Origin of the sequence: Ahniella affigens (assembly GCF_003015185.1) — a bacterium.
Taxonomy (GTDB): domain Bacteria; phylum Pseudomonadota; class Gammaproteobacteria; order Xanthomonadales; family Ahniellaceae; genus Ahniella; species Ahniella affigens.
In genome coordinates, this window is the sequence record NZ_CP027860.1 from 1,802,285 (window position 1) to 1,815,719 (window position 13,435).

The window sequence follows — 13,435 nt, forward strand, 5'->3', positions numbered from 1 at the left end:
GCTGACGGCGACCGGCAGTGACCCAGTCTTGACTGGCGGGCACCACCGGAGTGGCTCCGACCACATTCGGCCCGAGAAGTTCAGACCGGTACCTGAGCTCCGGCCAATAATCAGTCGCGGAAGTTTTCGAACTGCAGTGGCAGCTCAAAATCCTCGCCGCGCAACAGCGCGATGGCCAGTTGTAAGTCGTCCCGCTTTTTGCCCGTGACTTTGATTTTGGTGGCGTTGATTTGCGCTTCGACCTTGATCTTCGATTCTTTCAGCTTGGCGATGATCTTCTTTGCTTTGGCCTGCTCAATGCCTTGCTGGACTAAGACCTTTTGCGTGGCTTTCGCGAGATTGATGTCGGGGTCCTTGAACTCCAGACAACGCGAATCGATGTTCCGGGCAGAGAGCCGCTGTCGCAGGATCAAACGCATTTGTTCAAGCTGAAAATCACTGGGTGCCGACAGCTCGATGGTCAGGTCATCCAGCGTGAACTTCGCGTCGGTATTGCGAAAGTCAAAGCGGTTGCCCAATTCGCGACTCGCCTGATCGATGGCGTTGGTCAGTTCGTGCTTGTTGATTTCGGAAACGATGTCGAATGAGGGCATGACGATTCAGGGCGTTGGCGTTGGGACGAAATTGGTCTGCACCCGTTGTGGCGCATTGCCGAGCAGCCAGAGGAACGTGGCATAGGCCTGCACATTCTGCCGCAGTGCAGCCGGATCGATCTTGTCCAGCGTATCGTTGTCGGTGTGATGCAAATCGAAATAGTCGGTGCCGTCCTGCAGCAGCTCAAACATCGGGACGCCCGCATCGCGCATGCCACTCAGATCGGCGCCGCCGCCTGCGTCCTGACCACCGAGCTCAATGTTCAGCGGGTCGAGTGCCGCCTGGATCTCTTGGACCAGCGGCCAATCTTTAGCCGGTACGCCAGCGTCGATTCGATAGATGCGGCCCGCACCGAAGTCGGACTCCGCGGCACCCACATGGTTGGCGAGTTCCGCCGCATGTGCGCGGGCGTAGGCTTTGCCGCCCCATACGCCTTGCTCTTCGTTCGCAAAGGCGACGACACGCAACGTTCGCGCGGGACGCAGGCCCTGCTTCTTGATCGCGGCAACCGCAGCGGCGGTGATCGCCACGCCAGCGCCATCGTCAATCGCACCGGTGCCCACATCCCAGCTGTCCAAGTGGCCGCCTACGACGATGATTTCTTCGGGTTTGGTGCTGCCGGTGATTTCACCCACAACATTGTGCGACGTGTACTCACCGACGTATTGGCCCGCCAATTGATAGTGCAGTTTGAGCTTGGGTTGGAGCTTGAGCAGTCGGGATAATTGGTCGGCGTCCGGGTTGCTCAATGCGGCGGCTGGGACCGCGGTCAGCGCGACGCGCTCGCCGTTGCTCAGGACCATTGCCCGGTCGCTCGCAGGCGTGCCCGGCTTGATGCCGCCGAGCCAGATACCCATGCCTGTATGCGGGAGCCGGTCCGAGTCGGTACCAATGGAGCGGATCAGCAATGCCACCGCGCCTTTGCTGGCGGCAATCTCGGCACCACTCGAACGTGCGGCGACGCGTCGCCCGTAGTCACCGCCATTGCGGCGCTTTTCCATTCGTGCCGAGACATACGCAATTTTGCCTTGGAGTTGCTCCGGGCTGGCGGCACTGAGCGCATCAAGGTCGTCGAACGCCACGACTTCGGCGCTCAGGCCGGCCTCAGGTGTGGACTTGGACCAGCCGAGCGCGATCGCATGCAGCGACTGTGGCGAATCGCCCAGAACGGAAATCCGGATATCGCCGCGCCGCCAGACCGGAAAGCGCACGGGCTCCAGCGTCACTTTGTCAAAACCCAATTGCTTGAAATGCTTCTCGGCCCAGGCCACGGCCCGGGCGTCTGCTTCGGAACCCGCGACACGCGCGCCGACCTCGGTCGTCAGCGACTCGACCAAATGGTAGGCCGTGTCGTCCGTCGCCAGTGCGGCCTGCAAGCTGGCTGCCTGGGCCTTGAGTTCTGGCGAGAGCAGCGTGCTCGGCGTTTCGGCTTGGGCAGCGAGTACAGGCAAGCACAACAGAGCTGCGGTCAATAGGCGCATGGTTGTTCCAGACGTTTGGCAATCCGCGATTGTACGGGCAAGGACTCAACCCACGCCATGAGCGAATGTCACTGGCTGGATCGCCAGGAATTCGAAACTTTGGCAACGTCGCGTCCGACCATCAAACCAATAATGGCGTCGGGGTGACCATTTGGGGTCGGCAATGCACGGATCGCCTTCAGCGCACGCTGTCGTTCCATCGACAACCCCGGATCAGGCCGGTGCCGATCACCCCGGGATACCGTCCGGTATCGGCGCGACCGGCTCAACGCGATGCCACCGGTCGGCCCGTGCTGTGCCGTGAAAAGTCAGACTTTGATCCCGACCTTGCCCGCAGGAACCGGTTCCAATGGTGACTATGGCCGGCCAAAGGTCGCCCGCAATGGTTCAGGGATGCACAGACGTTGTCGGTCTGGTATCTCTGCCATCTGCGGTCGACTGCAGCATTCCGGCCAATTCAACTCTGATCGTGGGAGACGGTGTCCATGTGGCAAATGATGAAAGATGGCTGGACCTGGGCGAGCTTCTTCGCCGGCAGGTTGTTTGCCGCGGTTGCCGGTGAATGGCAATGGACACCACCGCGCTGGGTGCAGCGGCTTGGCCGCGCGCTGCGGGCAAACTTCAAGCCCTTGCTGGCGCTCGGGTTGGCGATCCTCGCCGGTTGGTGGGGCTACGATTGGTGGCAATCGCGACCAAAGCCGCCTGAGCCTGAGAACTTGACGGCGAGTCTGGAAGCGCCGGGTTTGACGAACTATGTCCGGTCGCCGCCGGAAATCAAACCATTGCGGTTGCATTTTGATCATCCAGCCAAACCGATCGACGCGAAGGACCTAGCCAAGGGTTTCATTCTGAAGCCCGCCTTGAATGGCCGCTGGGTCTGGACCGACGAAACCAATGTGGCGTTCGAGCCAAGCGATGATTGGGCGATTGGTCAGACTTACGAGGTCCGCCTCGAACCCGAAAGTTGCTGTGCCAAGGTACGACCGCTCGGCGAGACGCGCTTTGAGTTCACGACTGAACCCTTCGTCGCAAGCGTTGGCAGCCGAGAGTTCTATCAGGACCCGACCGACCCGAAGACCAAGCGCGCGTTGTTCGAGCTGAAGTTCTCGCATCCGGTTGACAGCGCGGCCCTTGAAACGCGCGTGCAATTGAGAATGGTCGATGCCAAAGGCAAGGCCGTCAGCCAGCCCGAGTATGCGTTGACCTATGCTCCGAATCGCTTGAGTGCTCGGATCCAGAGCGCGCCGTTGGTGCTGCCGGATGAAGGCGGGCAGGTTGTCCTCAATGTCGGCGCCGGCCTGACTGCAATGCGCGGTAGCAGTGGCACTGGATCCTCGATGGAGGATATGGTCAGTCTGCCGGCACGCAACAGCCTGGTAGTGCAAATGGTCGACAGCACCGTGGTGACCAATGCTGCGGGCAATCCCGAACAAGTGTTGTTGGTGGGCCTGAATCAGGAAGTCGATGAGCAGGCATTGATGAAGAAGCTCCGATTCCGACTGCTGCCCATCAAGACCGTGACTGAGAAAGACCCCGATCCGGTGTGGTACCAGGGCAGCATTCCTGAGCCCATTCAAAAGCAGAGCGAGGCGCTGCGCCTCGACTTGATTGCGGGCGAGCGCGAAGTCAGTGACACGCACAGCTTCCGGATCAATCTGGAGCCAGGTCGGCAAGTATTGGTGGACGTGGACGGCGGCCTGACGTCGTTCGGCAATTTTGTGATGCCGAAGAAGTACCAGACCCTGATCAGTGCCCCCGACTTCCCGAAAATGCTGCAGTTCGTGGGCGATGGTGCATTGCTTTCCTTGCGCGGTGAACGGCGGCTCAGCGTGGCGTCGCGCAATGTGCCGCTCGCACAGTTGACAGTGGCGCGCGTTCGTCCGGAAGAACTGCATCATCTCGTGCGGTTCAATGATGGGCAAATGGCCAAGCCCAGCTTGCGCGGTTTGGGGCGCGATGATCTGACCGATCGATTCAGCGAAGTTCTGGAAACACCCGCCGAGCAAAGCCGTAGCGCGATCCGCTATTCCGGTGTGGATCTCGGCAAGTACTGGACGCCTGAAAAGCGCGGCGTGTTCATGATCAGCCTGCGGGCGATCTCACAGAACGATGTCGAGTCGAAGGCCGAGGAGTCGGATGATCCGTTCTCGGCGTATGACTATTACGATTACTACGACGACGATGGCAGCAGCCTCCGCGATAGTCGCTTGGTGGTGCTCACCGATCTTGGCGTGCTCGCCAAGACCGAGAAGGACGGCAAGCGCCAGGTCTTTGTGCAAAGCCTGAGTCGCGGCACACCCGTCGCGGGTGCGATGGTCTCGGTGCTGGCCCGCAACGGCGCACGCGTGATCAACGTACAGACGAACAGCGACGGGGTGGCCAGTCTGCCGGACTTCGACAACCTCGTGCGTGAACGCGAGGCAACGCTATTGCTTGTTGAATCGGGTGAAGACGCGAGCTTCCTGCCGCTTCGGGAGTATGGCCGTGCAGTGGACTATTCGCGCTTCGACATTGGTGGTGAGGCCACGCCGCTCGACAAGGGCACGTTGCGCGGCTACCTGTTCTCCGATCGCGGCATGTATCGGCCAGGCGAAACGCTGCATCTTGGCACGATCGTGCGTCGCGAAGACTGGCAGGCGCTGCCGGTGGGCGCGCCGCTGGAACTAAGACTCACTGATCCACGCGGCATCATGGTTGCGAGCCGGCCGTTGGCGCTGGATGCGTCGGGCTTCAATGAATTCAGCCACGAACTGTCTGGCATTGCGCCGACCGGCACGTATGAGGCGTCGCTTGTCCGTTGGCTGGATGACAAACATGTGAACGCCGACTATCTCGGTACGACAACGGTGCGGGTCAAGGAATTCCAGCCGGATCGGATGAAACTGAAAAGCCGGTTTGCCCCGGTGGCGAGCGCGCTCTGGTTGAGCCCTGATGGGCTTCTTGTCGAAGCTGATCTGGAGCATCTGTTTGGCGGCAGTGCCACCGGCAATCGGGTTACCGCGAAAGTGCGGTTGCGGCCGGTAGACCCCGTGCTGCCGGGATTCGAGGATTACGCATTTCCGCGTACGCCGAGCAACTTCGAAACGCAGGAGTTTGATCTCGACGAAGTAACGACCGACGAGCAAGGACACGTGCAGTTTGATCCGGGTGTTTCCGGAGTCGAAACGCCGATCTATCAGATGGACGTCATGCTCGAAGCGTTTGAGGCCGAGGGCGGGCGCTCGGTCATGTCGGACCTGAGCAGTCGAATCAGCAGCCGCGCCTATTTGCTCGCCATCAAGGCTGACGAACAGAATCTGGTGCTGAGTCGCAATGCTGATCGCAGCGTGCACTGGTTGTCGATCGATGCAAATGGCAAGCCCGTTGACCCGGATGACCTCCGGTTTGAGCTGGTCGAACGGCGCTACGTGTCGATTCTGACGCGTGGTAACGACGATCTCTACCGCTACGAATCGCGCCTCAAGGAAATCCCGGTCCTCGCCCAGCCCATCACATTCAAACAAGGCAAAGCGAGCCTGAAGCTACCGACTTCCACACCCGGTGAGTTCCGCTTACGAGTGTTCGATCGTGAACAAACCCAGCTTCTGGAGTCGATGGTTTCGGTGGCCGGTTCTGGCAACACGGCACGAGCGCTGGATCGCAATGCCGAATTGAAAGTGAAGCTGCTGAATCCGGAGCCGGAGCAGGGCGAGACGCTGAGCGTGTCGATCGAGGCGCCGTATCTCGGCGCTGGGCTCATCACGATCGAACGCGAGCACGTGCTGGCGCATGCGTGGTTCAAGATTGATGCGACCCGCAGCGTGCAGACCATTGCGTTGCCGGCGGATCTCGAAGGTCAGGCGTATGTCACCGTACATTTGCTGCGGGCACTGGATTCGCCCGAGATCTTCATGTCGCCGTTGAGCTATGCCGCCGCGCCATTCAAGATCAAAACCACGCCGCGCAACCTGCAGTTGACCATCGATGCGCCCGCCAAACACCGTCCGGGCGAAGACTTGCCAGTGCAGCTGACGTCGTCGAATCCGGCTCGTGTGGCGCTGTTTGCGGTGGACGAGGGGATTCTGCAGGCGGCTGGCTATCGGCTCGTCGACCCCAAGGACACGTTCTTTGCGAAGCGTCAGCTTGAGGTCAATACCGCGCAGATTCTGGACCTCGTCCTGCCTGAATTCAGCTTGCTGACGGCAGCACCCGGTGGTGACGCCGAGGGCGCGCTGGCGCGCCATCTGAATCCGTTCAAGCGCAAACTGGACAAACCTGCGGTGTATTGGGCCGGCATCCAGGATGTCGATGGCACCGCCAGCTTTGCCGTGCCCGTGCCGGACTCGTTCAACGGTCGTCTGCGCGTCATGGCGGTTGCGGTCAATCCCGACCAGATCGGTATCGTCGAAAAAACCACCGACGTGCGCGCGCCATTTGTGTTGAGTCCGAGCGCGCCGGCCTTTGTGTCGCCGGGCGATGAGTTTGAACTCGGCCTCAGCATCAATCGCGAACCCGGTAACGGCAAGCCCGAAACCGAATTGCTGATTCAGGCCGACCAGGGCTTGAGCATTGTCGGTGCCGGCAAGCAAACACTGAGTCTGGCCCCCGGCAAAGAGACCAGCCTGCGCGTGAAGATCAAGGCGGAACAGCAGCTGGGTGCGGGTCGGATTCGGATCACTGCAAGCTCGGGCGTAGACCGATCGACCCGCAGCCTCGAAGTCAGCCTGCGCCCATTGATGCCCTACAAGGGCCAGCAGCAATTGGGTCGCTTCGACGGCAAGCAAAAGACGCTGAATGGCCTGCGCGCATTGTGGCCGAATTTCGCGAAGCGCGATCTGATCGCCGGTCATACGCCCTTGGTGATGATCGGCGCCATCCATGCCAATCTGGAGGATTTTCCGCATCAGTGCAGCGAGCAATTGGCCAGCCAGGCCATGGGCAGCTTGCTACTCGTGCGCTACCCGGATTACGCGAGCAAGCCCGTGCCGGGCGACTATTGGACGGGCGTCTTCGATGTCCTTCGTGCGCGGAGCAACGAGTCGGGCGGCCTGGGGCTTTGGGTGGCTGAAGAAGACGCCAACGTGTTTGTCAGTGCCTGGGCGGGTTTGATGTTCTTGGAAGCTGAGAGCGCTGGCGTGCTGGTGCCGCGCGATCTGGTTCAGAAGAATCTTGGTTTCCTGCAATCACTTAGCGCCGATGACGAGAATGTGCCACGCTTTGAACGCTGGCTCAGCCTGTATGTGCGGGCGCGGCGCGGCGAGGTGGTCACGCTGCCGATGCAGGGGCTGTTGCAGTCCGAGCGCGCCGATGCGCCTGATGGACTGGGTTCGCGCAGTCTGCGCGCAGCGATCCGGATGCTCCTCCAAGATCAAAAAACCGCGCTGTTGGATGCCAATGGCATGGTCAAGGAGTTCCAGTCGGGAATCACGTCGAAAGGCTACGAGATCGACGGCTATGTGAATCCGGTCATGGCCCGCAATCTGGCGCTGATGGTGCTGTACCGTCACTTCCCGGAACAAGCCAAAGGCCTCCCGTCGCATGTGTTCTCGCATCTGGAACTCGCGGTCAACGAACGCCTGATGAATACCGTCAGCGCCGGCAGCGCAGCCTTGGCGCTTGCCGCGCAGGCGCAACGTCTGAGCGATCTGGGCGGTAGTAAGGACTTGAGCCTGTCCTGGCTCGACGCGGCCAAGAAGTCCGGGATGTTTGGCGTGCAGCGGCAGCTCGATGTTCGCGGCGATTGGCCGGAACCGGCCGTGGCGCTGAACATTGTGAATCAGGGTGCTTTGCCAGTCTGGTATTCGTTGCGCGAATCCGGATTCGAAAAGAAGCTGCCAGCGACGCCGCAACAACAGGGCCTGGAGCTGGCCCGCGACTACTTGACACTGGATGGCAAAGCCATTGGCGCCTTGAAGGAGGGCGACGAGATCGAAGTCAGCCTCCGCATTCGCGCGACCGATCTCCGCAATGGCCAACTCGCCATCGTCGAACTGCTACCAGCGGGCTTTGAGTTGCAGGAATATCCGACCGACGAATACGCGCCGCGTGAGGCCCGCTTCCTCGCCTTTGAGCCGGGCGCGCTGACATTTCTCGATGCCCGCGAGGACCGACTCGTGTTGTACGCCAGCGGCACTGAGGCGATGCAGACCTACAAGTACCGCATCAAAGCGACCCAACGCGGCAAGTTCCGCGTGCCGCCGACTTATGCCGAAGATATGTACGATCCGCGCCGACAGAGCATCGGTGCGGAAACGACGGTTCTGACGGTGGAGTGAGTTCAGCGCCGTGCACGCCTTTTCTGTTGGCTGCCGGCGCCTGGTGATCAGTCTCGGCGCGATTGCGGTCGCGCTCGTGATCTGGCGGTCGGTGCCGCATCCGGAATGGTCCCGTCATCAGCCCAGCTCAACGGCGGTGCGGGCGCGCGATGGCACGTTGCTGCGGCTGACATTAGCGTCTGATCAGCGCTATCGACTTTGGGTCCCGCTGGCCGACTATCCGCCAGCGCTGGTCGAAGCGTTGGCGCTCAAGGAAGATCGCTGGTTTCGCTGGCACCCGGGCGTCAATCCGGTCGCTGCCTTGCGCGCACTGAGTTGGCGCCTCAGCGATCAGGAGTCGCGGGTCGGGGCATCGACGTTGACGATGCAGCTGGCCCGAATCGCCGAACGCCTGGACACGCAGTCGTATCGCGGCAAGCTGACGCAGATGACGTCGGCGCTCGTGATCTCGGCAAGCTACAACAAAGACCAAGTGCTGGAGGCTTACCTCAATCTGGCGCCAATGGCTGGCAACGTTGAAGGCTTTGCGACTGCGAGCCGCATCTATTTTGGCAAGCCGGTGCAAGCGCTCAATCTCGTTGAGATACTGACGCTTGCGGTCCTGCCACAGCGACCGCGGCTGTTGCCGCATCCGCAAGGCTTGCAACTCACGCCAGCGGCGCGCGCAGCACGCTTGCGTCTGTTTGAGGACTGGCTGCTGCGCCATCCCGAAGACGCGCGATTTCGTGGCTTGATCGAGGCCGATACGGTCTTGCGGCGGCCTGCTGATCTGCCATTTCTGGCGCCCCATGCGGTCGATCAGGCACTGCGGCTGATCGCCATGCGGGGTGAGTCGCGAACCCACATCGACCTCAGTCTGGATGTGGCCTTGCAAAGTCGGGTGGAGCGCATTCTGGCCGAGTTCCTCAGGCAGAATCAAAATCAAGGCTTCAGCAACGGCAGTGTTTTGCTCGTGGATACGGTCGACGCGGACATCCGCGTGATGATTGGCTCGGCTGACTATTTCGCCGACGATCGCGGCGGTCAGATCAATGGCACGCAGATTCAACGCAGCCCGGGATCCACCTTGAAGCCCATGCTCTACGGCATTGCCATTGACCAAGGTCGGCTGCATCCCGCCTCGGTGCTGCGCGACGTGCCCACCCGATTCGGGCAGTTCTCACCCGAAAATTTCGACGGCGAATTTGTCGGACCGATCAGTGCGCAGGAAGCGCTGAACCGGAGCCGAAATATTCCCGCCGTGCAGATCGCGAGCCGCTTGCAGCATCCCAATCTGTACGATTTGCTGCGCGCTGCTGAAGTCCGCAATCTGCGCCGCGAGTCCTACTATGGGCTGTCGTTGGTGCTGGGTGGTGGCGATCTGAGCGCCCAGGAACTGGCCGGGCTCTATGCGATGATGGCGAATCAGGGCCGACATCGCGGTCTCCGCTTGCTTGCCTCTGACCCGATGCCGCCGGCGCTGCCGCTGTTGAGCCCGGAAGCAAGCTTTATTGTTCGCGACATGCTGGAGCAGCACGCGCGTCCGGATGGTCTGCGAAGCCGACTGCCGGTCGCATGGAAGACGGGAACATCCTGGGGGTTCCATGATGCGTGGACCGCCGGGCTGTTTGGCCGTTATGCCCTCATCGTGTGGCTGGGCACGCCCGATCACGCCGCGCATCCGAATTTGATTGGGGTGCAGGCTGCGGCGCCCTTGTTTTTCCGAATTGTCGATGCACTGAGTCTGGCCCCCGACCAGATTCGCGCCCCAATCGACAGCACGCCGCTCAATCTGCGCCGCGTGGCGGTGTGTCAGGCCAGCGGCGAGCTGCCTAACGCTGACTGTCCCAAAACCGTGCCGACCTGGTTCATTCCAGGCAAGACGGCCATTACCGTCAGCACGGTGCATCGGCGCGTGTGGTTTTCACCGACGGATGGCCGCCCAGTCTGTGGGTCGCCCATTCCGAAAGGCGCGCGCAGCGCCGTCTACGCGTATTGGCCGAGCGAGCTCCGCGAGTCCCGACTCAAGGCCGGTATTCGCGATCAGGCGCCGCCTGATCTTGCGAGTTGCCTGCTCGGTGCCCAACAAGCCGGTAGCGCGCCGATCATTCAGTCGCCGCGGCGGACCGGTACCTATGTCCTGGGCCACGAGTCGGATCGGATCGGCCTGATGGCGAGCGCTGATTCCCAGCAATCGGTGCTGTACTGGTATGCCGACGGCGCGCTGGTTGGCACGAGTCGGCCGCAGGAAACGCTTGAATGGCGGCCGGTGCGAAGTGGCGAGTTCCTGATCTCGGTCAGCGACGCCAGTGGCAACAGTCAGCAGCAGGCGGTAAAAGTGTTGCTTTCCAGTCTTTGAACGAGAGCTGAGTCGGCCCCACTTCGGTGCGAGACGATCATGCGGATTCTTGTGCGGCACGAACGTTTTGTGTGATCAAGCGCTCTCAGCGTGGTTATGATTGGCCAGAACTGGCAGCGGACGGGGAACGGACTCGTATGACGCATACACGACGGTTTGATTGGTGGGTACCAATCGCAGCGCTAGCAGCGCTGCTGTCTTGGCCTGTTGCTGCGGCAAACCCGGAGGCCGCGTTCGCCGGCACTTGGCGAATCGACGTGACGGCGCCGGCCGCGAGTGATGGCGCGCTCGGTTTTACCGTAACGCCGCGAAAACAGGCGCCGATTGCAGTGTCGGTGCCGATCAAGGCGGGGCGCCCACCCGATGGCGTTGCTCGTGATATCCGCGCCCAATTCAGCCGCAAGCTCGATCGAACGGCGTACAAAGTTACGGTGGAGCGCGCGTCCGTGGTCATCGCGGCGGAAATGGGCACGCCGCGCTTCGAGTTGGAGGCCGATCCGGCTACCACCGCGACGTTTGGCATCGCACTCAAACGCGAGTAGGCGTGATCGCGCCCGACACGCACGGATCAAGCAGCCGGGCGCAATATTGGCAGCGCAGCGGAAACCACGGCTTCGGGTGCTTCCCATTGTGGATAGTGTCCGATTCGGTCGAGCCGGACGATATCCGCGCGTGGTATCAACGCCTCGTATCGGGCAGCCATGTGGGCACCCGATATGGGGTCGGCCATGCCAACGATGAAGCGGACAGGAATCGATGCGTCAGTCAGTGCCGCGAGCCAGCGCGTTCGATGCAGGCGACGTTCGGCCAAATAGCCGAGCAGTGACGGAAGCACACGGCGTGCGGCGCGCGGATGCAACGCGGCCCAGCTCTCATTGAGAAACGCAGTGTCTGGCGGGGTCGCAGGGCCGAATATGGCCCGCATCGAGCGGGCGTAACTCGATGCCGAAATCAGTTGCGCCAGAATGGGGCCGATCAACGGTCGGCACAGCAAACGCTGCACCAAGCGGGCCCGATGCGCCTCCGGAAACAAACCGCCGTTGAGCAGGACCACCGCTCGGATGTGATAGGGCCGACCGGCTGACTGCTGACGCGCCAGCAACTCCTGCGTCACTGTGTCGCCATAGTCATGGGCGAGCAGGGCACAAGACGTGATGTGCAATTGCTTAAGCAGCGTGTCGATCAGATCCGCTTGGTCGGCGATCCGGTAGTCATGCGGATGGGGTTTGTCGGACTGGCCGAGCCCGAGCCAGTCCAACGCCAGCAACCGAAAATGCGGCGCCAGCAACGGCCAGACGCGACCGAAGTCGGCGCCGGAACTCGGGAAACCGTGCAGGCATACCAACACTGGCAACGCACTCGGTCCCGAATCACGCAACCACAGCTGATGGGGGCCGAGTTTGATGGCGCTGCCCGCCGGCAACTCGTGGCTCCGGTTGGCGCCGGCAGGCGTCGCCATGGTCAAGCCAGGCGCGTGTCGGGCAAACAGAGTCGGGCCGTGGTGCCGACACCGGGTTCGCTGCTGAGTTTGATCGGCCAGTGGAACCGATCGCTCAGGCGTCGCACAATCGTGAGGCCCACCCCGTGGCCCGGCTTGCTGCCATCGCCCCCGCGAAAGAACGGATCGAACACGCGTTGCAACACGTCTGCGCTCATGCCGCAGCCGGAGTCGGCAATCTGCACGCCTTCGCGATCGACGGTGACGCGGATCGAACCGTGGTCAGTGTATTGGCAAGCGTTACCGAGCAGGTTGGTCAGAATGATGCTGAGCACCGCGGGCGGCGCATCCATCACGAGCTGGGCCTGCTCGTCCAAGATCAGTTCGACCGCCTTCTGACTGACCATGCCGCGCGCGCGCTCATACACATCGCGGACGATGTCGTTGACGAGGATCTGTTCGTTCTTCAGGCTCATGTCGCCCTCGCGAGCGAGAATCAGAAACGCCTGAATCAGACTCTCCATGTCGCTGACGGCGCGCCGGATCTTGGCCATCGATCGTTGCCCGTAGTTGCTCAACGTCTCTTCAGAGACAATGATGTCGGCGGCAATCTTGATGACCGTCAGCGGCGTGCGCAACTCGTGACTGGCATCGCGGGTGAACGCCCGCTCACGGGCGAGGAACTCTTGGTTGCGGGCCGCAAAACTGTGTATGGACTCGGCGAGCGTGCGGACTTCGAGATCGGCGTTGCCCGGCAAATGATCGGGCGAGATGGACGCGAGGTCTGGCTGGCGCGGATCCAGTGCACGCACGGTCTCGGCGAGCCGCACAATCGGCGAGATAGCGCTCCGCGACATGCGGTACGTGAAAAAGCTGACGACGTATACCGCGCCGAGTACCAGCGCCAACGGAAAGAACCCGAACCAGAGTGCGAGCTTGTTGACCTGCTCCTGATCGAAGATCAGCCAGAGCCGGTGCCCGCGATGATCGGACACGAAAATGAGGTCATCACCACCGATCTGATTGACCGAGTGGTAGCCGGGCGCAAGGCCGCGGAGCTTAGCGGGGATGTTGACCTCAGTACCCCCATCGGCGCGCGCGTAGCCGTGCATGTTGTAAGTGTTGGGAAGGCTGGCGCCGGGGTCCTTGTCAAACAAGGTCCAGTAGTGCGCCGCTTCATTTACGAGCGCCTGTTTGATCAATACGTCGCGCAGCACGAGCATGGCCGCATAGACGCCGAAGAGGGTGGCGAGACCAATCGCCACCACTTGCATCACAAAGGCAACCCACAGCTTGCTCCGCAAGCCGCCGCCGGATTCACGCGACATTA

At 61.5% G+C, this 13,435-nt stretch carries 7 protein-coding genes; 3 read left to right on the forward strand and 4 right to left on the reverse strand.

Annotated features, from left to right (window positions below; translation table 11 throughout):
* Positions 1-110: 110 nt before the first annotated feature.
* Together C7S18_RS07050 and C7S18_RS07055 are read right to left on the reverse strand one after the other, a co-directional pair.
* Positions 111-593, reverse strand: a complete 483-nt coding sequence (locus tag C7S18_RS07050) for a YajQ family cyclic di-GMP-binding protein (RefSeq protein ID WP_106890891.1) — start codon at positions 591-593, stop codon at positions 111-113.
* Positions 594-599: 6 nt separating this feature from the next.
* Complete coding sequence (locus C7S18_RS07055; protein ID WP_106890892.1) at positions 600-2,075, reverse strand: M20/M25/M40 family metallo-hydrolase; 1,476 nt, start codon at positions 2,073-2,075, stop codon at positions 600-602.
* A 485-nt stretch (positions 2,076-2,560) separates the two neighbouring features.
* On the opposite strand from C7S18_RS07055, the gene C7S18_RS07060 reads away from it, so the two are divergent.
* The 3 genes from C7S18_RS07060 (at position 2,561) to C7S18_RS07070 (ending at position 11,209) form a co-directional block, all read left to right on the forward strand.
* On the forward strand, positions 2,561-8,329 hold the full coding sequence (locus tag C7S18_RS07060; protein ID WP_106890893.1) for an alpha-2-macroglobulin family protein: 5,769 nt from the start codon (positions 2,561-2,563) through the stop codon (positions 8,327-8,329).
* A gap of 10 nt (positions 8,330-8,339) precedes the next feature.
* Entirely contained in the window at positions 8,340-10,667 is a 2,328-nt protein-coding gene (gene pbpC, locus C7S18_RS07065) for a penicillin-binding protein 1C (protein ID WP_106890894.1), read from the forward strand.
* A 137-nt stretch (positions 10,668-10,804) separates the two neighbouring features.
* Positions 10,805-11,209 carry a hypothetical protein gene (locus C7S18_RS07070; protein ID WP_106890895.1) on the forward strand — a complete coding sequence of 135 codons (405 nt, stop codon included), beginning with the start codon at positions 10,805-10,807 and terminating at the stop codon, positions 11,207-11,209.
* Positions 11,210-11,235: 26 nt separating this feature from the next.
* Here the strand turns inward: C7S18_RS07070 and C7S18_RS07075 are convergent, their stop codons facing one another.
* Positions 11,236-12,126, reverse strand: a complete 891-nt coding sequence (locus tag C7S18_RS07075) for an alpha/beta fold hydrolase (RefSeq protein ID WP_106890896.1) — start codon at positions 12,124-12,126, stop codon at positions 11,236-11,238.
* Between the two features lie 2 nt (positions 12,127-12,128).
* Positions 12,129-13,433, reverse strand: a complete 1,305-nt coding sequence (locus tag C7S18_RS07080) for a sensor histidine kinase (RefSeq protein ID WP_106890897.1) — start codon at positions 13,431-13,433, stop codon at positions 12,129-12,131.
* Between the last annotated feature and the right edge of the window lie 2 nt (positions 13,434-13,435).